The organism is Streptomyces oceani (assembly GCF_001751245.1).
In the GTDB taxonomy this organism is placed as follows: Bacteria; Actinomycetota; Actinomycetes; order Streptomycetales; family Streptomycetaceae; genus Streptomyces; species Streptomyces oceani.
In genome coordinates, this window is record NZ_LJGU01000115.1 from 189,765 (window position 1) to 210,434 (window position 20,670).

18 protein-coding genes and 1 pseudogene are annotated in these 20,670 nt (G+C 71.9%); 11 read left to right on the forward strand and 8 right to left on the reverse strand.

From position 1 onward, the window contains the following. Nucleotides 1-16: 16 nt before the first annotated feature. From AN216_RS09820 to AN216_RS09840, 5 genes are all read left to right on the forward strand, one after another. Nucleotides 17-841 carry a sugar phosphate isomerase/epimerase family protein gene (locus AN216_RS09820; RefSeq protein ID WP_420855707.1) on the forward strand — a complete coding sequence of 275 codons (825 nt, stop codon included), beginning with the start codon at nt 17-19 and terminating at the stop codon, nt 839-841. Nucleotides 842-1,006: 165 nt separating this feature from the next. Further along, nucleotides 1,007-1,348, forward strand: coding sequence for a DUF5713 family protein (locus AN216_RS09825; protein WP_070196248.1), 342 nt, complete (start codon nt 1,007-1,009; stop codon nt 1,346-1,348). 219 nt (nt 1,349-1,567) lie between these two features. Continuing rightward, nucleotides 1,568-2,389, forward strand: coding sequence for a hypothetical protein (locus tag AN216_RS09830; RefSeq protein ID WP_139140886.1), 822 nt, complete (start codon nt 1,568-1,570; stop codon nt 2,387-2,389). Beyond that, nucleotides 2,386-4,557, forward strand: a complete 2,172-nt coding sequence (locus tag AN216_RS09835) for a bifunctional serine/threonine-protein kinase/ABC transporter substrate-binding protein (protein ID WP_070196249.1) — start codon at nt 2,386-2,388, stop codon at nt 4,555-4,557. Before AN216_RS09830 ends, AN216_RS09835 begins: the two co-directional genes overlap by 4 nt. A gap of 3 nt (nt 4,558-4,560) precedes the next feature. Then, a complete protein-coding gene (locus tag AN216_RS09840; protein ID WP_244502387.1) occupies nt 4,561-6,822 on the forward strand; it encodes a bifunctional serine/threonine-protein kinase/ABC transporter substrate-binding protein in 2,262 nt (753 codons plus the stop codon). A 118-nt stretch (nt 6,823-6,940) separates the two neighbouring features. On the opposite strand, the gene AN216_RS09845 is transcribed toward AN216_RS09840, so the two are convergent. Then, the gene (locus tag AN216_RS09845; protein ID WP_070196250.1) at nt 6,941-8,002 is read right to left on the reverse strand and encodes a LacI family DNA-binding transcriptional regulator; all 1,062 of its coding nucleotides are present in this window, start codon (nt 8,000-8,002) and stop codon (nt 6,941-6,943) included. Nucleotides 8,003-8,280: 278 nt separating this feature from the next. Here AN216_RS09845 and AN216_RS09850 point away from each other — a divergent pair, with 278 nt between their 5' ends. The 4 genes and pseudogenes from AN216_RS09850 (at nt 8,281) to AN216_RS09860 (ending at nt 10,624) form a co-directional block, all read left to right on the forward strand. Then, nucleotides 8,281-9,324 carry a LacI family DNA-binding transcriptional regulator gene (locus tag AN216_RS09850; protein ID WP_070196251.1) on the forward strand — a complete coding sequence of 348 codons (1,044 nt, stop codon included), beginning with the start codon at nt 8,281-8,283 and terminating at the stop codon, nt 9,322-9,324. A gap of 258 nt (nt 9,325-9,582) precedes the next feature. Further along, nucleotides 9,583-9,897, forward strand: a pseudogene (locus AN216_RS31020) (sulfatase-like hydrolase/transferase); the annotation flags it as partial. Nucleotides 9,898-9,917: 20 nt separating this feature from the next. Beyond that, nucleotides 9,918-10,235, forward strand: coding sequence for a sulfatase-like hydrolase/transferase (locus AN216_RS30650; RefSeq protein ID WP_070196252.1), 318 nt, complete (start codon nt 9,918-9,920; stop codon nt 10,233-10,235). Beyond that, a complete protein-coding gene (locus AN216_RS09860; protein ID WP_070196253.1) occupies nt 10,232-10,624 on the forward strand; it encodes a sulfatase-like hydrolase/transferase in 393 nt (130 codons plus the stop codon). Before AN216_RS30650 ends, AN216_RS09860 begins: the two co-directional genes overlap by 4 nt. A gap of 201 nt (nt 10,625-10,825) precedes the next feature. Here AN216_RS09860 and AN216_RS09865 read toward each other — a convergent pair whose 3' ends face one another. Continuing rightward, nucleotides 10,826-12,223 carry an NADP-dependent succinic semialdehyde dehydrogenase gene (locus tag AN216_RS09865; protein WP_070196254.1) on the reverse strand — a complete coding sequence of 466 codons (1,398 nt, stop codon included), beginning with the start codon at nt 12,221-12,223 and terminating at the stop codon, nt 10,826-10,828. A 353-nt stretch (nt 12,224-12,576) separates the two neighbouring features. Here AN216_RS09865 and gdhA point away from each other — a divergent pair, with 353 nt between their 5' ends. After that, nucleotides 12,577-13,956 carry an NADP-specific glutamate dehydrogenase gene (gene gdhA / locus AN216_RS09870; RefSeq protein WP_070196255.1) on the forward strand — a complete coding sequence of 460 codons (1,380 nt, stop codon included), beginning with the start codon at nt 12,577-12,579 and terminating at the stop codon, nt 13,954-13,956. Nucleotides 13,957-14,054: 98 nt separating this feature from the next. On the opposite strand, the gene AN216_RS09875 is transcribed toward gdhA, so the two are convergent. The 6 genes from AN216_RS09875 to AN216_RS09900 all read right to left on the reverse strand — a co-directional run bounded on the left by AN216_RS09875 (nt 14,055) and on the right by AN216_RS09900 (nt 19,483). Continuing rightward, nucleotides 14,055-14,729: an alpha-ketoglutarate-dependent dioxygenase AlkB family protein gene (locus AN216_RS09875; protein WP_244502388.1), complete on the reverse strand. Its 675-nt coding sequence runs from the start codon at nt 14,727-14,729 to the stop codon at nt 14,055-14,057. Nucleotides 14,730-14,884: 155 nt separating this feature from the next. Further along, nucleotides 14,885-15,229, reverse strand: a complete 345-nt coding sequence (locus tag AN216_RS09880) for a hypothetical protein (RefSeq protein ID WP_070196256.1) — start codon at nt 15,227-15,229, stop codon at nt 14,885-14,887. A gap of 320 nt (nt 15,230-15,549) precedes the next feature. Beyond that, nucleotides 15,550-16,245, reverse strand: coding sequence for an SRPBCC family protein (locus AN216_RS09885; RefSeq protein ID WP_079166430.1), 696 nt, complete (start codon nt 16,243-16,245; stop codon nt 15,550-15,552). 222 nt (nt 16,246-16,467) lie between these two features. After that, nucleotides 16,468-17,091 (reverse strand): CE1759 family FMN reductase, encoded by a 624-nt coding sequence (locus AN216_RS09890; RefSeq protein ID WP_070196258.1) that lies wholly within the window; start codon nt 17,089-17,091, stop codon nt 16,468-16,470. A 27-nt stretch (nt 17,092-17,118) separates the two neighbouring features. Beyond that, nucleotides 17,119-18,225, reverse strand: a complete 1,107-nt coding sequence (locus tag AN216_RS09895; protein WP_070196259.1) for an LLM class flavin-dependent oxidoreductase — start codon at nt 18,223-18,225, stop codon at nt 17,119-17,121. A gap of 178 nt (nt 18,226-18,403) precedes the next feature. Next, a complete protein-coding gene (locus AN216_RS09900) occupies nt 18,404-19,483 on the reverse strand; it encodes an ATP-dependent DNA ligase (protein WP_070196312.1) in 1,080 nt (359 codons plus the stop codon). A gap of 149 nt (nt 19,484-19,632) precedes the next feature. Between AN216_RS09900 and ligD the strand changes: the two genes are divergently transcribed. After that, nucleotides 19,633-20,640, forward strand: a complete 1,008-nt coding sequence (gene ligD, locus AN216_RS09905) for a non-homologous end-joining DNA ligase (RefSeq protein WP_070196260.1) — start codon at nt 19,633-19,635, stop codon at nt 20,638-20,640. The last annotated feature ends 30 nt before the right edge of the window (nt 20,641-20,670 follow it).

The window sequence follows — 20,670 nt, forward strand, 5'->3', positions numbered from 1 at the left end:
CGCGCCGCCGCCCGCGATACTGTCCCGGCTGAGCGTGAACCAGGAGACCATCAAGCAGTGGTCGCTGCCCGAGCTGGCCATCGGCTGCGAGGCGGCGGGCGTACGCCAGGTCGGCCTGTGGCGGGAACCGGTGCGGGAGTACGGGCTGGCGCGCACCGCCCGGCTGATGGGTGACGCCGGACTGGGCGTGACGAGCCTTTGCCGGGGCGGCTTCCTCACCGACGCCGAACCGGCCGCGCGGCGGCGGGCGTTGGACGACAACCGGGCGGCACTCGACGAGGCGGCCACCCTGGGCACGGACACCCTGGTGCTGGTCTCCGGCGGGTTGCCGGCCGGCAGCCGGGATCTGGCGGGCGCGCGGGAGCGGGTCGCGGAGGCGGTCGGCGAGCTGTGCCCGTACGCGGCCGAGCGGGGCGTGCGCTTGGCGATCGAGCCGCTGCATCCGATGTTCGCCGCGGACCGCTGCGTCGTCTCCACGCTGGCCCAGGCGCTCGACCTCGCCGAGCGGTTCCCGGCCGACCGGGTGGGGGTGGTGGTGGACACGTACCACCTCTGGTGGGACGACCGGGTGCCGGAGCAGATCGCCCGGGCCGGTGCGGGCGGGCGCGTCCACTCCTTCCAACTGGCGGACTGGGTCACGCCATTGCCGGCGGGGGTGCTGTTGGGGCGCGGGCAGTTGGGGGACGGCTGCGTGGACTTCCGGGCGTTCCGTTCGATGGTCGAGTCGGCGGGCTTCGACGGGGCGATCGAGGTGGAGATCTTCAACGAGGAGCTGTGGGCGCGGCCCGGTGCCGAGGTGCTGGCGGAACTCCTGGACCGCTTCCACCGGTTCGTGTGCTGACGAGGACTCGTGGCTGGTCCGACCGGTGCGGGCGCCACACGGACGGCACCGGCTCGGGTCCCGGCGCGGTGCTCGGGACCTCTGATCGGTGAGGAGGGACCCACGGCGTTGTCAGTGACGTCGTGCAGGATCGGGATGTCAGTTCTCCTACCAGAGCGGGGCACCATGCCGATCACGAACCAACAGATCGCGCGTCATGAGTTTCTGCGGCAGCTGTACGCGGACGCGAGCTATCCCGATCAGGTCGTCGACAAGGGCAGGGCGATCCTGCTGCGGTTGTGCGAGCGGATCGAGGCCGAGCAACCGTCGGCTCTGGCGGCTCTCTACGGGTTGACCCAGGCCGCGACGGAGGAGTTCAACCTCCTGGAGGCGGAGTTCGCAGCGGCTGGAAGCGAGATCGAGACGGTCGCGCGGGAGGAGATCGGCGAGGACTTCTGTTTCCTCGCGTCGGCCTACGGGTTCCCGGAGGCGGACCCGGAACAGTTGATCGCCACCCGGGACTGGTGAACGTCGGCGCACGAGCTACGCCAGCATGTCCGCCGCGGCAGCCCCCGCGTCGCGCGGCCGGTGCCGAGCCATGGCGCGACTGCCCGCGTAACGCGCCCGCTGTCACCGGGCATCGGTTTTGTCACAGCTCCCGGTCGGTTCATCAGCGACGTCCGCCAGCCGGCAGGATGAACGCCTAGGACGACATCCGCGATCCTGGACACGTCGCTCGGGGGAAGCATGGCTTTGCGAAGACGCACACGGACACGGACGGGGGTACGGCTGTGCGGCGGAGCTCTCGCCCTCACCCTGCTCGTGACCGGTTGCTGGGGCGGGGAGGACGACTCCGACGACGCCCCGGGGGCGTCCCCGAGTCCGGAGCAGTCCGAAGGCGCCTCTCCCGCCCAACCCGACAACGCCTTCCTGAAGTTCGTACACGACCCGAGCCGGCAACCGAAGAACGTGGCACAGGCGGTACGGATCGCCCGCGCGGTGGCCGCGAAACCGGAGGACTGGGGTGCGGGCTACGTGAAGAGCGACAACTACGAGAGCGGCCCCGGGCGGACCCCCGAACTGAACGACGACTGCGTGTGGGAGCAACAGGAGCTGCCCGACTCCGAGTTCGCCAGCATCGTCCGGCGGAGCGAACTGCCCGCGAAGGGTGACGCCGGACCGCTGCGGGTCAGCGCCGTGGTCACCGTGCACCGCACCCAGGAAAGTGCCCGCCGGGAGATGGCACGCACCCTGGAGGAGCCGCTGCGCTGCCCCGACCAGCAGCTGAACGGCACCGAGCGGATCACCGGGCTGCGTTCCGGCGGAGACCTCTCCCCGGACCCGAGCGGTGACACCGACTATCTGCAGGAGAGCGGCGAGTTGCACAGCGATCTGCCCGGCAGCCCACACCCGTACGTCTGGGACGTGGCGCGTACGGGCACCGTCACCCTCGCTGTCGCGGTGGAGGGCGCCAACGGCTACGAGAAGTCGGAGGTCCTGGCGACCGGCTCGAAAGCCCTCGGGATCATGGCGGCCAAGGTCTCGTTGCACATGGGGGTGCGGAAGTGAGCGAACCACTGCGCGCCGGCGATCCGGCGACGATCGGCGGCCACCGTGTGCTGGCCCGGCTCGGTGCGGGCGGGATGGGTGTGGTCTATCTCGGGCGGTCCGGCACCGGCGCGCTGGCCGCCGTCAAGGTGGTGCTGCCCGAACTCGCCGACGAGCCAGATTTCCGGGCCCGTTTCCGGCGCGAGGTGGAGGCCGCCCGACGGGTCGTCAGCCCCTGGGCGGTGGCGGTGACCGGCGCGGAACCGGACGCTCCCACGCCGTGGCTCGCGACGACGTTCGTGCCGGGGCCGTCGCTGGGTGAGGCGATCCGCCGCTCGGGGCCGCTGCCGACTTCCAGCGTGGGCGCCCTCGGCCGGATGCTCGCCGGGGCCCTGCGCGCGGTGCACGCGGCCGGGATCGTGCATCGCGACGTCAAGCCCGCCAACGTGATCCTGGCGGTCGACGGTCCACGACTCATCGACTTCGGCATCGCCCGTGCCGAGGGCAGCACCGCCCTCACCGCCTCGGGCCTGGTCGCCGGCACCCCCGGCTTCCTCTCCCCGGAACAGGCCGACCCCCGCCTCGAGAGGCTCGGCCCGCCGAGTGACGTGTTCTCCCTCGGCTGTCTGCTGGCGTACGCGGCGACCGGACGACCTCCGTTCGGCGAGGGCACCGCGGAGGCCATGCTCTACCGGACCGTGCACGACGAGCCGGATCTGACGGGCGTCGGCACGGACGGACACGGGGACGCCACGACCGACCAGTTGCCCGCGCTGCTGCGGGAGTGCCTGGCCAAGGACCCCGCGGCCCGTCCCTCCGCGGCGGAGATCGAGTCCCGGCTGGCGGGCGCCACCGGTTTGGGTGGCGCCTGGCTGCCCGAACACGTCGTACGGGACATCGCCGACCGCTCGGCCCGCATGCTGGCCTTGCCGGACATCGAGGGCACCGTCGTCGACCAGCCGGGCGCCCCGCAGGTCCCGCCGCCGGGCGGCACCAGCCGACGCCGGGTGCTCGCGCTCGCCGCGAGCGGCACCGTACTCGCGGCGGCTGGCGGCGGCGCGGCAGTGTGGGCGGTGAGCCGCGACGGCGGTACCCCCTCGACCGACGACGGCTGGGCCCTCGGCGTACACGCCGACCTCAGCGGCTCCGGGAAGGACGTGGGGCAGGCGCACGAGCGGGGCGTGCGGCTCGCCGTGGAGCAGCACAACGCGCGCGGTGACAAGCCCTTCGAGCTGCGGTTGCGGACGGCAGACGACCGAGGGACCCAGCAGCGCGCGAAGGCCGCCGCGCGGAGCCTCGTACGGGACGGCGGCGTGCTCGCCGTGATCGGGCCGACCACCGACGAGGCGGTCGACGGCGCGGTCGCCACGTACGAAGAAGCGGTGTTGCCGATGCTCCTCGTCAAGCCCGGCGCCTTCCGCCTCGTCGGCCGCCAGTACCGGGCACCGCTGCACTGTCGGCCGTTGGTGTACGCGCTCGGGTTCCTGATCGCCATGCACCTGACCCACCACAAGGGCGTCTCTTATCCCGGAGTGCTCCAGGACCGTACGGCGGACCCGGTCGCGTGGCAGGTCACGCAGGGCGTCGTCGACGGGATGCGTAAGACGCGCAAGCGGTTCTACCCACGGGTGGCACCGGCCGTCCTGGACGACCTCGGCCCGCACGTCAAAGACATCCTCGGTGCGAAGGTCGACGCGTTCGTCTACGCGGGTACCGCCGAGGGAGCGGCGGGGGTAGCGCGGGACGTCGCGGCCGCGGAGTTCGACGGTCTACGGGCCGCCACGGAAGAGGTGGCCGAGCCCGCGTTCCTGGACGGGGCCGGTTCGGCGGCGGAGGGCTGGCTCATCGGCACGTCCTTCGTCGACCCGGAGCGGATGCCCAAGGCCGAGTCGTTCACCCGCGCCTTCCGCGAGCGCTTCGGTTCCCCGCCCGGCCGGTACGCGGTGGAGGCGTACGACGCGGCGAACCTCGCCATCGAGGAACTGGTGAGCGGTGCACGGGACGGCCGTCCTCCGGAACGTGCCGATCTCGCGAAGTCGCTGCGCGCCAGCCGGTACCGCGGGATCACGAAGTCGTTCGTGTTCGACCCGGAGGACGGCCGGTTCGAGGAGGAGCTGTGCTATCTGCACCGGGTCGAGAACGGCGAGTTCCGGTTCCTCGGCGCCGTGCCGGGGCCGGGAGAGGAGTAGTCGGTGAGCGACCCGCTGTCCGGGGTTCGGTCGCTGCGTCCGGGTGACCCCGCCGAGATCGGCGGCCGTACGCTGCTCGGTCGGTTGGGCGTGGGCGGTATGGGCGTGGTCTACCTGGCGCGTTCGCCCGGCGGTGGCCTGTCCGCGGTGAAGCTGGTGCGCGTGGAGCACGCCACCGACCCCGCCTTCCGGGTGCGCTTCCGGCGCGAGACGGAGGCCGCCGCACGGCTGTCCAGCCGTTGGCTCGTGCCGGTGACCGACGCCGACCCGGAGGCCGCCGTGCCGTGGCTGGCCACGCCGTTCGTACCGGGGCCGAGCCTCGCGGCGGCCGTCGACGACCACGGCCCGCTGCCTGAACACAGCGTGCGGGCCATGGGCCTGCGACTCGCGGAGGCGCTCGCCGATGTGCACGCGGCGGGCCTCGTCCACCGTGACGTGAAACCCGGCAACATCCTGCTCGCCCTCGACGGGCCACGGCTGATCGACTTCGGCATCGCCCGTGCCGACGGCCTCACCGCGCTCACCGCCAGCGGTCTCGTCATCGGTTCGCCGGGGTTCCTGGCGCCGGAGCAGGCACAGGCGCGGTCCGCGACCGTCGGGCCCCCGAGCGACGTGTTCTCCCTCGGCTGTGTCCTCGCCTACGCCGTCTCGGGACGGCGTCCGTTCGACGCGGGCGCCGTGGCGGGGTCGCTGTTCCGCACCGTCCACGAGGAACCGGATCTCACCGGCACGCCCGCGTCGTTGCTTCCGTTGCTGCGCGGATGCCTCGCCAAGGACCCGGAACAGCGGCCCGACACCGCCGCCATTCGCGAGGCGCTGGCGGTCGGCCACTCGCCGGAGCCGGAGCATGGCTGGCTGCCCACGCCGCTGCCCGGGCTGATCGCCGAACGGACCTCGGCTGTGCTCGCGCTGCCCGTTCCGGAGCCGCCCGCTCCCGAGACGGAGCCGGGGGAACGGGCGACGGAGGTGGCCGCGACGGCGGACGCGACGGCACGGGGCAGGCCGAGCCGTCGCCGGATGGTCCGGCTCGGCCTCGGGGCCGCGCTCGGCACATCGATGACCGGGGGCGGACTCGTCGCCCTGCGCCTCGCTGAATCCGGTGCGGCCGACGACGGCGACCGTACGCCGCTCCCCCGCTACACCATCGGGCTGCACGCCGACCTGTCGGGCGAGCTGCGGTCGTTGGGGCAGGCGCAGGAGCGGGGCGCGCGGCTGGCGGTGGCACACCACAACGCCGCCGAGGACCGCCCGTTCGACCTGCGGCTCACCGTACTCGACGACCGGGGTGACGCCGACCGAGCGGCCCGGGTCGCGGACCGGTTCGTGGCGAACCGCGAGGTCGTCGCCGTGCTCGGCCCCACCGGAGAGTCGGGGTTCGCGGACCTCGCGAAACGGTACGAGCAGGCCCTGCTCCCCATGGTGACGGTCTCGGCGCCCCCTCGGCTCGCTCCACTCGCCGCACGTCAAGCGCTCTTTCAACTCCGGGCGAACGAGACGGACTCGGTCTCCGGCTTCCTTCGCTACCTCGGCACCGTCCTGCGTACGACCCACACCGCGGTCATCGACGACCGCGCCGCCACCGGGGACGAGGACTGGGGTCTGGTCGAACGGATCAAGCAGGTGCCGCCCGCCGGAGGCCGGGTCGACGTACATCGGATCGCCACCGCGAAGGCGGGGTTGGACAACGCGGCGCGGGCGGTGCGCGACTCCGAGGCGCGGGCGGTGGTCTACGCCGGCACCTCGCCCTCCCGCGCCGCCCAATGCGCCCTGGCGCTGCGGCGGGTCGGTTTCGACGGCACCCGCATGGCAGCGGAACCGGTGCTGTACCCGCGGCCGGCCGACAGCGACGGCGCACCGACGCTGCCGTTCCTCGAGGAGGCGGGCGACGCGGCGGAGGGCTGGCTGTGCGTGACCACCTACGCCGACCCGTCCCGGCTCCGCACCTCCCGGCGCTTCGCCACCGCGTACGCCGAACGGTTCCCCGACGCTCCCGCACCCGGCCCCACCGCCCCCTTCGCGGTGGAGAGTTACGACGCCCTGCTGTTCATCGCGTCCACACTGCGGAGTTCCTCCGACAGCGGCCCGGAACGCAGCTCCACCACGACCCGGCTGCGCCGCTCGCGGTACGACGGCCTCGTCAAGCCGATCGATTTCGCCTCGGACACAGGGGACTTCGAGCGCGCCGCGGGCCTCTTCCTCTATCACCTGGAAGGCGGCGAGGCGGTCTTCCTCGGGAACTACCGGGACGTCTCAGAGCCGGTCTGACGCGGGCCGGTGCGCGCCCGCGCGCTGACCGGCCCGCTGGTGGACCACACCACATCGCTCGGCATCGGGGCGTCCTCGGCCCTACGGTCCCGCTTCCCGCCCCGGCCCCAAGTCTTCCTCAGCCGCCGGGTGGCGGCGCCGTGGAGTCGCGTACGACCAGTTCGGCGGCCAGCTCCAGCGGTCCGGCGGGCGCCGACTCGTCACCCACCGCCAACCGGCCGGCCCGCGCGCCCGCGTCGACGAGCGGCAGCCGTACGGTCGTCAGCGCCGGCACGGTGTCGACCGCGGACGGCAGATCGCAGAAACCGGCGACGGACACGTCCCCCGGGATCCGCAGCCCACGGTCCCGCACGGCCGCGGCGGCGCCCAGCGCCACGGTGTCGTTCGCGGCCACAATCGCCGTCAACTCCGGCTCCCGAGACAGCAGTTCACACGCGCCCGCGTAGCCTGCGGGACGGTCGTACGGCCCGCGTACGGTCATCCGCTCGACGCCCTCGGTCAGGCCGGCGTCGACGAGCGCCGCGCGATGGCCGGCGAGTCGGTGCCGGGCGACCGTACGCTCCTCGGGACCGGCGACACAGCCGATCCGTCGGTGCCCGAGCGCCAGCAGGTGTGCGGTCAGCTCGCGTGCGCCACCGTGGTCGTCGAAGGTGAGCACGGTCACGGAGGCGTCGTCGCGGCTCGGCGCGGGGCGACCGCACAGCACCACACGGGTGCCGCCGTCGGCGAGTTGCCGCAGCTTGGCGGTCATCGCCCGCTGGTGCGCCGGGTCTTCCAGCGCGCCCCCGACGAGCAGGACGGCGGCGGCGCGCTGCCGCTGAAGGAGGGTGAGGTAGGTCAGTTCACACTCGGGCGAGCCGCCGGTGTTGCAGACGACCGCCAGCTTCTCGGTACGCGCGCCGCCGGCGCCCGGCGAGGTGCCGATCGCGGACTGGGCCGCGCCGGCGAGGATGCCGAAGAACGGGTCGGCGATGTCGTTGACGAGGATGCCCACCAGGTCTGAGGTGGCGGCGGCGAGCGAACTGGCCGGGCCGTTGAGCACGTAGTCGAGTTCCTCGACCGCCCGCAGCACCCGCTGCCGGGTGGGCTCGGCCACGGGGTAGTTGCCCTTGAGCACCCGGGAGACGGTGGCGGGTGACACTCCGGCACGTGCCGCCACATCGGCCAGGGTGACCGCCATCGTGCTTCCTCCATGCCGTCGTCGCGCCGCGCCGGCGAGGTTACGCCGCGCCGGGCTGCCCGCCGGTGCTCGTCCTCCGGCGACCGCCACGGTGACGCAGGCTAGCCCTGTCCGTACGCCCGTGTCCGTGCGGCCCGGCACTGCCGGATCGTACGCATGCCGCGCAGCGGCCCCGCCGGCGCGGTGCGCGGCGCGGGTCCGGCGCCTCGACCACTCGGGGCCGGTCGGGCGAGCGGTGACGCGCCGGCACGCGGGGATGTTGCGTAGGATCTGCGGCTGTGGCGAACACGGCGAGAAGGGTCGGCATCAAGGACATCGCGCGTGCGGCCCAGGTGTCGGTCGGCACGGTCTCCAACGTCCTCAACCGTCCCGAAGCGGTGACCCGGCGGACCCGGGAACGAGTGCTGGCCGTCATCCGGGAACAGGGTTACGTCCGCAGCGAGTCCGCCCGCCAACTGCGCGCCGGCCACAGCCGCATCCTCGGGCTGCTGGTGCTGGACATGGCCAATCCGTTCTTCGTGGAGATGGCCGCCGGCGCGGAGGGGGCGGCCCGCACCGCCGGGCTCGGCGTGATGCTGTGCAACAGCGCGCAGAGCCCGGCCGAGGAGGCCGAGTATCTCGCGATGTTCGCCGAACAGCGGGTGCACGGGGTTCTGGTGTCCTCGGCGGACGAGACCGGCGGCACCTTGACCGACTTCGCACGGCACGGCATCCCGTACGTCTCCGTGGACGTACTGATGCCGCACACCCAGGGGTGTTCGGTATCGGTGGACGACGTGACCGGCGGCGCGCTCGCCGTGCGGCACCTGCTCGGACAGGGGCACCAGTCCGTGACGTACGTCAGCGGGCCGCTGCGACTGTCCCAGGTCCGGGACCGACGGGACGGCGCCCTACGGGCCCTGGAGGAGGCCGGCCTCGCCCCCGAGGCGCTGCGGCTTCTCGAGGGCGAGCGGCTCGACGTCGCCACCGGCCGGGAGGCCGGTGCCCGGCTGCTGGGTCTCTCACCGCGCCCCAGCGCCGTCTTCTGCGCCAACGACCTGCTGGCGCTGGGCGTACTGCAGGCCCTCTACGGTGCCGGCGTGACCGTGCCGGACGACATGGCGCTGGTCGGTTACGACGACATCGAGTTCGCCGCCGCCGCGGCCGTGCCCATCACCTCCGTACGCCAGCCGGCGCGCGCTCTCGGCGAGACCGCGACGGACCTGCTGCTGGCCGAGACCGGCCCGGGCGGGGCGGAGCACGAGCACCGGAGCATCGTCTTCCAGCCGGAGCTGGTCGTGCGGCGCTCCAGCCAGACCGGCGAGGCGCCGGTACCGCGCTGAGCGCGCGCCGCCTCGCTCGGCAGCGTGCCGGGCCGGCGCACCGCGGCACGGCACGGCACTGATACGACGACGCGCCCGGGCAGTGTGGCCGCCCTTCACGCCATTCACTTGTTCCGGAGCACGTGCAAGAACCATGACGTTCCCTCCGGTCGGCCCTCACCAGGGTGACTGGCCCACCCTCCGCCCCTGCCCGCCCGCGTTCCACACACGGCGTGCCGAGAGCCACCACCGCTGATGAGAGAGGACCCAGCGTTGACCATGGGCATACCCCGAAGAGGCTTCGTGACCGGCGCCGGAGGGTTGGCCCTGGCGGCCGCTCTCGCGGAGCGTTCGGCTGCCGCCGCCCCGGACGAGGGCGGGGAACGACCGCCCAACATCGTGCTCGTCATCGCCGACGATCTGGGATACGGCGAGCTGGGCTGCTACGACAGCCCGGTGCTGCGTACGCCGCACCTCGATCGGATGGCCTCCGAGGGCGTGCGGTTCACGCAGTACTACGCCGGCGCCCCCGTCTGCGCTCCCTCCCTCCCTTGCCACGCTGCTCACCGGGCTGCACACCGGCCACGCTCATACGCCAGAACCCGGAACCAGGCTTGCCGGACCAACCGTTGCGACCGGAGGACACCACCCTCGCCGAGGTGCTGCGGTCGGCCGGTTACGCCACCGGCCTGTTCGGCAAGTGGGGCTTCTGCCCCGAACGGGCACAGCACTTCAGCCACCCCAACAACAAGGGCTTCGGCACCTACTTCGGCATGAACTCCCACGCCGCCGCGCACGAGTACTATCCCACCGAGGTCTGGGACAACGACCACGTCCACCGGATCGAGGGCAATGAGAACGGCGGCCAGCGGGTGTACTCCGGACCTGTTCCAGGAGCGTGCGCTCGCGTTCCTCGAAGCACATCGGCATGAGCCGTTCTTCGCGATGCTCAGCACGCAACTCCCGCACAGCCCGCAGCTGGTACCACATCGACCCGGTATATCGGGAGCGCGAGGACCTGTCCGAGGACGGGAAGAAGCACTGCAGCCAGGTGAGTCACGCGGACCGGCAGCTCGGCGCCGTACTGGACAAGCTGCGGGAGCTGGGACTCGAGGAGCACAACCGCGTCCTGTTCGCGTCCGTCAACGGCCCGACTGAGGAGCCGTCCCTGGAGCCCGCCAGCTACCAGGCCGGCGGAGGACTGCGTGGTTACAAGCGCAACCTCTACGAGGGCGGCGTGCGCGTGCCGCTGATCGCCTGGGGCCGGGCCGCACCCACGACGGTGTCAGCGACCAGGTGCCGGCGTCCTGGGACCTGTTGACCTCCCTCGCCGCGCTCGGCGGTGCCGCGGTCTGAGGGGCGGCCTCGCCGCCCGCACCGGCAACACGCCGGACAGCACCACCGGGCACCGCGGCTTCCGCTGCGCGGTCTCCGGGCACTGATGGCGCGGAAGGCGCGGGCTGGCGTGGGACGGGCGGGTGGTACGGCTCGCGTGTCGGCCCAGCTCAGTCCTCCGCCCCGCTCAGTCCTCGGCGCCGTACCAGAGCGTCTTGACGTTGCAGAACTCCCGCGGACCGTGCCCGGCCAGCTCCCGGCCGTATCCGGAGCGCTTCACCCCGCCGAACGGCAGGCCCGGATGCGAGGCGGTCATGCCGTTGAAGTAGACCGCGCCGGCCTCCAGTTCGTGCGCGCAGCGCTCCTGTTCCTCCTCGTCCTGCGTCCACACGTTCGAACTCAGCCCGAAGGGCGTGTCGTTGGCCAGCCGCAGCGCCTCCGTCAGGTCGGCGACCCGGTACAGGCTGGCGACCGGCCCGAACGCCTCCTCCTGGTGGATACGCATCTCGGGCGTGAGGTCGGTCAGCACGGTGGGCTCGTAGAACCAGCCCGTCGGCCGGTTCGCCGGTCGGCCACCACCGCACAGTACGGACGCTCCGCGCGTGCGCGCGTCCTCCACCAGGTCCGCCAGGTCCTGCCGGCCGCCCTCGCTCACCAGCGGGCCCACGTCGGTGTCCGCGTCCATCGGGTCCCCCACCGTCAGCTCCCGCATGCCGCGGACGAAACGCTCGGCGAACTCCTCGTAGACGTCGGTGTGCACGAGAAAGCGCTTCGCGGCGATGCACGACTGGCCGTTGTTCTGCACCCGGGCGGTGACCGCGACCCGCGCGGCCCGCTCGAGGTCGGCGGAGGGGAGCACCAGATAGGGGTCGCTGCCGCCGAGCTCCAGCACCGTCTTCTTGATCGTGTCGCCCGCGACCGAGGCGACGGCGCGTCCGGCCGGTTCGCTGCCGGTGAGGGTCGCCGCCCGCACCCGCGGGTCCCGTAGTACGTTCTCCACGCTGCCGGAGCCGATCAGGAGCGTCTGGAAGCAGCCGTCCGCGAAGTCCGCCCGTCGGAAGAGGTCCTCCACGTACAGCGCGGTCTGCGGGACGTTCGACGCGTGCTTGAGCAGCCCGACGTTGCCGGCCAGCAGCGCGGGAGCAGCGAACCGGATCACCTGCCACAGCGGGAAGTTCCACGGCATGACGGCCAGGACGGGCCCCAGCGGGAGGTAGCGGACCCGGGCGCGGACGGCCCCGGAGTCGGTGACGTCGTCCGCCGCCGGAAACTCGTCAGCGAGCAGGTCCGGGCCGTGCTCGGCGTACCAGCGCAGGCACTTCACACACTTGGCGACCTCGGCCTGGGCGGCCCGCAGTGGCTTGCCCATCTCCAGCGTCATGGTGTGCGCCACCTCGTCCCGCTCCTGGTCCAGGAGCCCGGCGGCCGCCCGTAGCCGGTCGGTGCGGTGGTCGTACGAGGTGTCGCGGTACTGGCGGAAGGCGGCGTCCGCCGCGGCGAGCCGATGCTCGAGCTGCTCGGCGTCGAGCGGGTCGAAGGTCTTGAGGGTCTCCTCGGTGGCCGGATTGACGGTTGCGATGGGCACGGCGTCCTCCTTGCCCGCTGGCGTAGCCCGCTGGCCGCGTACGGATGTGCGGGGTCCGGGTACCGCGTTCCGACGTCTTCACTCCTGTCCGGGGGCCGTCGGATGACCCGGAGCGCCGCGTCGTCGCAGGTGAGGACGCCGGGTGTGAGGGCGGACACCGCGGGCGGCGACGGCCTGCCCGGCCCGGCTCGAGGCGACCGACGGACGGCGTCGAACTGCTGTCTGGAGTGACCCGATATCCTCGTCAGAGGTCCAGTCCGCGCGCGCCACCTCTCGGCGCCCGCGTGTGGGGTGCAATGGAGCACCGGGACGGGCCCCGTAACGCTCACTTTCCCCAGGTGAAAGGCAGGCACATGCCGACGACACCCCATGCGCAGACAGAACGGGACACCGAGAACCGGATCCTTGAGCCGCTGTACGCGGAGGTACTCCGGCGCAACCCGGGCGAGACCGAGTTCCACCAGGCGGTGCAGGAGGTCCTGGAGACGCTGGGGCCGGTGCTCACCCGCCGCCCCGAACTGGTCGACGCCCGGATCATCGAGCGGGTCTGCGAGCCCGAGAGGCAGCTGATCTTCCGAGTACCCTGGTCCGACGACTCCGGGGACGTCCGGGTCAACCGCGGCTTCCGGGTCGAGTTCAACAGCGCGCTCGGTCCGTACAAGGGCGGGCTGCGCTTCCACCCCTCGGTGAACCTCGGCATCGTGAAGTTCCTCGGCTTCGAGCAGATCTTCAAGAACGCGCTCACCGGCATGCCGATCGGCGGCGGCAAGGGCGGCAGCGACTTCGACCCGAAGGGCTGCTCGGACGCCGAGGTCATGCGCTTCTGCCAGTCCTTCATGACGGAGCTGCACCGGCACCTGGGCGAGTACACGGACGTGCCGGCCGGCGACATCGGTGTCGGCGGGCGCGAGATCGGTTATCTCTTCGGCCAGTACAAGCGGATCACCAACCGTTACGAGTCCGGGGTGCTCACCGGCAAGGGCGTCGGCTGGGGCGGTGCCCAGGCCCGTACGGAGGCCACCGGCTACGGCTGCGTGCTGTTCACCTCGGAGATGCTGCGCAGTCGCGGCGCCGACCTGGACGGCCGGCGGGTGGTGGTGTCCGGCTCCGGGAACGTCGCGCTCTACGCCATCGAGAAGGCCCAGCAGCTCGGCGCGCGGGTGATCTCCTGCTCCGACTCGGACGGCTACGTCGTGGACGACAAGGGCATCGACGTCGAACTGCTCAAGGACATCAAGGAGACCGGCCGGGGACGGGTCGCCGACTACGCGCGCGAACGCGGGCAGGACGCCCGCTTCGTCAGCGGCGGCGGCATCTGGGAGCTGCCCTGCGAGGTGGCTCTCCCCTGTGCCACCCAGAACGAGCTGACCTCGGCCGACGCCGTGCACCTCGTACGCAACGGCGTGCTGGCGGTCGCCGAGGGCGCGAACATGCCGACCACCCCGGAGGCGGTGCGCATCCTGCAGGAGGCGGACGTGGCCTTCGCTCCCGGCAAGGCGGCCAACGCCGGCGGGGTCGCCACCAGCGCGCTGGAGATGCAGCAGAACGCCTCCCGGGACTCGTGGTCCTTCGGGCACACCGAGGATCGACTGGCCGCGATCATGCGGCACATCCACGACTCCTGCCACGACACCGCCGAGCGGTACGGCACGCCGGGGAACTACGTGGTGGGCGCCAACATCGCGGGCTTCGAGGTGGTCGCGGAGGCGATGCTGGCGCAGGGCCTGATCTGACGCCTGGCCTGGATCCGAGGTCGGCTCCGAGCTCACCGCGGGGTCGGCCTCCCGATCGGCTCAGCCGGGTGCGGGCGGTCGGGTCGACTCGAGCCGACTCAGTCAGCCAGCCCGGTGACCCGCAGGGTGATGTTCAACCGGCCGGACGCCAGTCCGGTGGCTGGATCCCCGGTGTCGGGCCGCACCCGGGGCACACCGTGGTACGCGAAACGCGACGGCCCGCCGAAGACGAACAGGTCACCGGAGACCAGTTCCACGTCCGAGTACGGCTGTCCGCGGGTGTCCGGGTTGCCGAACCGGAAGACGCAGCTGTCTCCGATACTCAGGGACACCACCGGAGCCTCGGAGCACTCGTCCTGGTCCCGGTGCATGCCCATCCGGGCCTGCGCGTCGTAGAAGTTGACCAACGCGGTGTCCGGTGCGTACGCCCGCCCGGCGGCGGGGTCGTCGTACGCCTCGGCCACCGCACGTCGTCCCAGTTCGGTCAGCCAGTCCGGGAGGGCAGCGACCCGCCCGCCGTTCACGTCATCGGCCGTACGCGTGTAGCGGTACGGACGCCAGTGCCAGCCCAGGCACACGGTCCGCACCGACATGACCCCGCCACGCGGCAGCCGGGTGTGCCGGAACGGCACCGGGCCCCGTCCCCACTCCCGACAGGCTGTCACCAGCTGGGCCTGCCGCTGGGTGGTGAGCCAGCCCGGCACGTGCACCGCCCCGGGCGCGACGGTCGCACGGGGCCGTGGGAGCAGCGCGTCCTGATACGGGTCCACCACGGCTCCAGGGTAGCCAGGCGATACGCCCCCGCGTGGCGGACGGCGGATGCCGAGTCGGGCACCCGAACAGGTGGAGAGGTCGGGGACGACCTGCCGCCAGGCAGTCTCCCGACCTCCACCACCGTGAGCTCAAGGGTGTCAGCACACGACCAGTGTCAGCACACGACCGTACGGTCGTACGAGCCGAGGACCCCCTCGTAGACGTACAACCGCGTACCGCCGGCTCCCATCGTGTAGCACGGGCTGTCTCCGCTGTTGTTCACGACGACCTTCACCCGCATCGTCTTGCCGCAGTTGTTCGTGAGCAGGACGTCGAAGCCGTTGGGCGTCCCGGTCACGTACCGGTCGACGCACGCGGGCGCGGTACCTGCGACGTCGGAACCGGGCGGCGCGACGGAACCGGACGGCGCGGCGGACGCGGTCGGCGCGGTGAGAAGCCCGGCACCACCGATCGCCACTGCGGAGACGGCGGTCGCAGCGAGCTTCATGCGCGGATTCATGTGTGTTTCCCCCTGTGTGGTCCGACATCGACAGTCTTGTCGCGAACAACACAAGTATTTCCTTAGGGCACACATCGCAACGGCGTCTTGTGCCGGAATGGCTCATACCGGGTTCATGAACGACCGGAAGTCGTCCCGGCTCCTCCCTCCCAGGACCCCGCGTTGCCGCGATGACTCAGGAGGACGGTGCACGGACCCGCTGAAGGAGGCTCGAGCCCAGCGCCTGGCGATCACTCACGAAGGTGCGGCGGGGCCCTGGGGACAAGGCGGCCAACCTGGCTCGACCCTGTACGGCGGTCTGGTGGAGCAGAGCTGGAGTACTAGACCACGCGGCGGCGACCCGGCTCCGGCACGGCGTACGGCCCGTACCAGCGGGGTGGCCGCTCGAACGGTACGGGCTCGGTGGGCTCAGCGGGTGCGGGCTCTGAGCCAGGCTCCACGGGAACGGACTCGGCACGAGCCGACTCGGCCTCAGCGGTGTCGATCCAGGCCGCGTCGGTCCACACAGCTGTCTCCCGCTGGCCGCTGACCTCCGGCCCAGCTGGTTCGTACGCCCCGCGCTCCGCGGCCCGCTGCTCCTCCGGGTCGAGGGTCTCGCGTAGCTTCGCCAGGTCGATCGGCAGGTCACGACGCCAGCCCAGGGTGACGACGGGCAAGAGGAGCAACATTCCACCGCACAGGGACACGTCCACGCTCATCACGACCGTGCTGCCGCGGTCCGCCGACCGCAGCCGAAAGGTGTACGCCACGGTCTGCGTGCCCAGCGGCGTCCACATCCGCTCGCCTCGAAAGCCCAGCAGGAACGGCGCGTGATAGGCGCTACAGGTGAGGTGGTGGAAGCGGCGACGCCCGGGAAAGCGATATCGGTAGCGCGCGCCCTCGCGGGCGTCGATCCGGCGATCGTCCACTTCCGCGACCCCCGAGTTCCACCGCGGCATGTTCCGCGGATCGGCGAGAAACTCGAACACCTGCGGGACGGCGGACGACAGCGGCTGAGCCATGGAAAACGTCGGCATAGGGCACCTCTGGCTCTGCTAACGGTTACCGGGCGCAGAGCGAAGGCCCTGCGTAGCTCAGCTTGTTCCCTCTAACGCCAAGCCTCCTGATGGGCCAGCCATTCGGGTGAGAGCACGGCCTCGCACGCGCTCGGGGCACCCTCTCTCACCTGGCCTCGCCGGCGCGCGCCCGTCCCCTAGGCCGTCGGGAGGCGAGCGAACCCAGGAGCCGCCCGCGGGCCGTCAGCCGCGCAGTGCCGACAGCTGCTGTGCGAACGGCACCACTTCCGTCAGCTCGTCACGCTGGTCAGAGCTGGTCGACCGGCCGGCCAGCAGCCGCGCGAGCTCCTCGCCGGCGCGCTCCACCCGGTCACCGAGGGCTTCCTCCAGCGCGCCGGCACCCGCACCCCAGTCGTCCGCCGCCGCGTACACCGCGGTGGGCGCCACCACGGCACGGAGGTACGCGAACAGCGGGCGCATCGCGTGTTCCAGCACCAGCGAGTGCCGAGGCGTCCCGCCGGTGGCGGCGATCAGTACCGGCTTCCCGGTCAGCGCGTCGTTGTCCAGCGCATCGAAGAAGGACTTGAACAGCCCGCTGTACGAGGCCGTGAAAACCGGTGTCACGGCGATCAGGGCGTCCGCCTTTGTGACGGTCCCCATCGCGTCCCGCAACCCGGCGCCGGGAAAGCCGGTCACGAGGTTCTGCGCGATGGCGGTCGCCAGCTCGCGCAGCTCGATCACCCGCACCCGGGCCTCGACGTGCCCGGTGGTCGCTTCCGCCAGCCGGTCGGCGAGCAGCCGGGTGGCGGACGGCTGCCCGAGCCCTGCCGTCACCACCACGAGTTGCGGGGTCCGTGTCGCTGTCATGCTTCTTCTCCTCTGGGTGCGCTTGGTTCAGCCGGCCGTGGTGACGGCGTGGGCCGCCTCGTCACGGGCGGAGGCGACCGCCGCCGCGTGGGTGGGCCCGTCCGGTACGGTCGCGGGGCGGCCCTTCGCGAACTCCTCGCGGAGCACCGGCACGACCTCCTCACCGAGCAGGTCGAGTTGTTCCAGCACGGTCTTCAGCGGCAGACCCGCGTGGTCCAGCAGGAACAACTGCCGCTGGTAGTCGCCGAAGGACTCGCGGAAGGTGAGCGTCTTCTCGATCACTTCCCGCGGACTTCCCACGGTCAGCGGAGTCTGCTCGGTGAACTCCTCCAGGGAGGGACCGTGCCCGTACACCGGCGCGTTGTCGAAGTACGGGCGGAACTCCCGTACGGCGTCCTGCGAGTTGCGGCGCATGAAGACCTGTCCGCCGAGTCCGACGAGCGCCTGTTCCGGGGTGCCGTGCCCGTAGTGCGCGAACCGGTCGCGATAGAGCCGGATCAGCCGGAGGAAGTGGTCGCGGGGCCAGAAGATGTTGTTGGCGAAGAACCCGTCGCCGTAGTAGGCGGCCTGCTCGGCGATCTCGGGGCTGCGGATGGAGCCGTGCCAGACGAAGGGCGGCACCCCGTCGAGCGGTCGCGGGGTGGAGGTGAATCCCTGCAGTGGCGTGCGGAACCGCCCCTGCCAGTCCACCACGTCCTCGCGCCACAGTCGGTGCAGCAGCGCGTAGTTCTCGATGGCCAGCGGGATGCCCTGGCGGATGTCCTGACCGAACCACGGATAGACGGGCCCGGTGTTGCCCCGGCCCATCATCAGGTCCACGCGTCCGTCGGCCAGATGCTGCAGCATCGCGAAGTCCTCCGCGATCTTGACCGGGTCGTTGGTGGTGATCAGCGTCGTGGAGGTGGACAGCAGCAGCCGCTCGGTGTGTGCCGCGATGTGGCCGAGCATGGTGCTGGGCGAGGAGGGCACGAACGGCGGGTTGTGGTGCTCGCCGGTGGCGAAGACGTCCAGGCCGACCTCCTCGGCCTTGAGCGCGATGGCCACCATCGCCTTGATCCGCTCGTGCTCGGTGGGCGTACGGCCGTTGGTCGGGTCTGGCGTGACGTCACCGACGGTGAAGACTCCGAACTGCACTGCGCTCATTCCCCTCATATTGTTTATTATTCAACTACATTAACGGAGTGCTCCCCGCCGCTATTCCCGCTTCCCGTTCACCGACCGTACGGCACCCGTCGCCGCCCCAGCCGCGGCCAAGGGCCGCGCTGTCAGAGGCACTTACCGACCGCCCGCCCACCACAACCCGTACGAGCGCTCAGCCGGACTGCTCGCCGGGCGGTACGAAGACGTCCGCAAGGTCGTAGCCCACCGGCTCCTCCAGTTGCGCGTACGTGCACCCGCCCGGGTCGCGGTCCGGCCGCCAGCGCCGGAAGCGGGTGGTGTGCCGGAAGCGGTCGCCCTGCATGTGGTCGTAGGCCACCTCGCACACCCGCTCCGGCCGCAACGGCACCCAGGACAGGTCCTTCGTCCCGCTCCACCGGCTCGGCGCCCCGGGCATCCGGCTGTGCGCGTGCGCCTCCTCGTCCTCCCAGTCCGCCCACGGGTGTCCGGCCAGCGACTCCATCCGCAGCGGCGCCAGCTCGTTCACCAACTCCGCGCGACGCCGCATCGGGAACGAGGCGCAGACGCCCACGTGCTGGAGCCGTCCGGCGTCGTCGTACAGCCCCAGCAGCAGCGAACCGACCACCGGACCACTCTTGTGCTCCCGGTAGCCGGCCAACACGCAGTCGGCCGTACGCTCGTGCTTGACCTTCACCATGAGCCGCTCGTCCGGGCGGTACGGCAGGCTGTGCCGCTTGGCCACCACCCCGTCCAGACCGGCGCCCTCGAAGCGCCGAAACCACTCCCGGGCCTGCTCCACCTCGTGGGTGACCGGAGCCAGGTGCACCGGATCGACGCTGTCCCGCAGCGCTCGGACCAGCAGGGCCCGTCGGTCCCGCAGCGGCGTGTCCCACAGCGCGGTGTCATCCAGCGCCACCAGGTCGAATGCCACGAAGCCCCCGGGCGTTCGCTCCGCGAGCGTACGCACCCGGGAGTCCGCGGGGTGGATACGTTCCAGCAGGGCCTCGAAGTCCAGCCGCCCGTCGCGGACGATCACGATCTCGCCGTCCAGCACGCACCTTTCCGGCAGGCTCTCCCGCAGCGCCGGCAGCAGCTCCGGGAAGTAGCGGGTGAGCGGCTTGCCGGTACGGCTGCCGATCTCCACCTCCGCGCCGTCCCGGAAGACCAGCGCGCGGAACCCGTCCCACTTGGCCTCGTACTGCATGCCCGGCGGAATCCTCTCCGCGGCCTTCGCGAGCATCGGTTTCACGGGCGGCATCACCGGTAGGTCCATGGCCGCGATTGTGCGCCCGGTTCCCGCCAGCAGCGAGCCGGACCGGCCCCGGGGCACCCGCATCACGCCCACACCGCGCCCACCCGATGCCGCTCGCCCGCTCGCCGCCTCCGGAGGCGGCGCCTTTCGGATGGGCCTACCGTGCCGGTATGGCTGAGGCAGAGCAGCTCACGGTCGGCGAACGGACGGTACGCCTGTCCCATCCGGACAAGGTGCTCTTCCCCGAACGGGGCTTCACCAAGCGGGACGTCGCCCACTACTACCTGGCGGTCGCGGACGGGGCGCTCCGTGCGCTACGCGACCGGCCCACCACCCTGGAGCGGTTCCCCGACGGGGTGACCGGCGAGTCCTTCTTCCAGAAGCGCGCGCCCAAGTATCTTCCCGAGTGGATTCCGACCGCCCGCATCTCCTTCCCGAGCGGTCGGCACGCCGACGAGATCTGCCCCACCGAACCAGCCGCCGTGCTCTGGGCCGCCAACCTCGGCTCGCTCACCTTCCACCCCTGGCCCGTGCGCCGAAGCGACACCGAGCACCCGGACGAACTGCGCATCGACCTCGACCCGCAGCCGGGCACCGACTACGCGGACGCCGTACGGGCCGCGCAGGAGCTGCGCCCGCTGCTGGCGGAACTGGGCCTGGAGGGCTGGCCGAAGACCTCCGGCGGGCGCGGCCTGCACGTCTTCGTGCCGATCGCACCGGAGTGGACCTTCCCGCAGGTACGCCGCGCCGCCATCGCCCTCGGCAGGGAGCTGGAGCGCCGCGCCCCGGACCGGATCACCACCGCCTGGTGGAAGGAGGAACGCGGCCAGCGGATCTTCGTGGACTACAACCAGACCGCCCGGGACCGTACGATCGCCAGCGCCTACTCCGTACGCCCGCACCCGCGCGCCCAGGTCTCCGCGCCGGTGCGCTGGGAGGAGCTGGAGTCGGCGCGGCCCGAGGACTTCGACCTCGCGTCGATGCCCGGGCGGTACGCCGCGCTGGGCGACCCGCACGCCGACATGGAGCAGCACGGCTGCCGGCTGGAGGCCGTGCTGGCGCTGGCGGAACGGGACGAACGGGAGCACGGGCTGGGTGACCTGCCGTACCCGCCGGACCATCCGAAGGCGCCCGGCGAGCCCAAGCGGGTACAGCCCAGCCGGGCACGGAAGCCGTGACCGGCAACGCGGCTCAGCGGACGAGCGGGC

Bases quoted from the DNA above. Each gene is read 5' to 3' on its own strand.
- AN216_RS09825 (WP_070196248.1), top strand. From the start codon at position 1,007: ATGCCGATCACGAACCAACAGATCGCGCGTCATGAGTTTCTGCGGCAG.
- AN216_RS09830 (WP_139140886.1), top strand. From the start codon at position 1,568: ATGGCTTTGCGAAGACGCACACGGACACGGACGGGGGTACGGCTGTGC.
- AN216_RS09845 (WP_070196250.1), bottom strand. From the start codon at position 8,002: ATGGCGGTCACCCTGGCCGATGTGGCGGCACGTGCCGGAGTGTCACCC.
- AN216_RS09860 (WP_070196253.1), top strand. From the start codon at position 10,232: ATGAGCCGTTCTTCGCGATGCTCAGCACGCAACTCCCGCACAGCCCGC.
- gdhA (WP_070196255.1), top strand. From the start codon at position 12,577: ATGCCGACGACACCCCATGCGCAGACAGAACGGGACACCGAGAACCGG.
- AN216_RS09880 (WP_070196256.1), bottom strand. From the start codon at position 15,229: ATGAATCCGCGCATGAAGCTCGCTGCGACCGCCGTCTCCGCAGTGGCG.
- AN216_RS09885 (WP_079166430.1), bottom strand. From the start codon at position 16,245: ATGCCGACGTTTTCCATGGCTCAGCCGCTGTCGTCCGCCGTCCCGCAG.
- AN216_RS09890 (WP_070196258.1), bottom strand. From the start codon at position 17,091: ATGACAGCGACACGGACCCCGCAACTCGTGGTGGTGACGGCAGGGCTC.
- AN216_RS09900 (WP_070196312.1), bottom strand. From the start codon at position 19,483: ATGGACCTACCGGTGATGCCGCCCGTGAAACCGATGCTCGCGAAGGCC.
- ligD (WP_070196260.1), top strand. From the start codon at position 19,633: ATGGCTGAGGCAGAGCAGCTCACGGTCGGCGAACGGACGGTACGCCTG.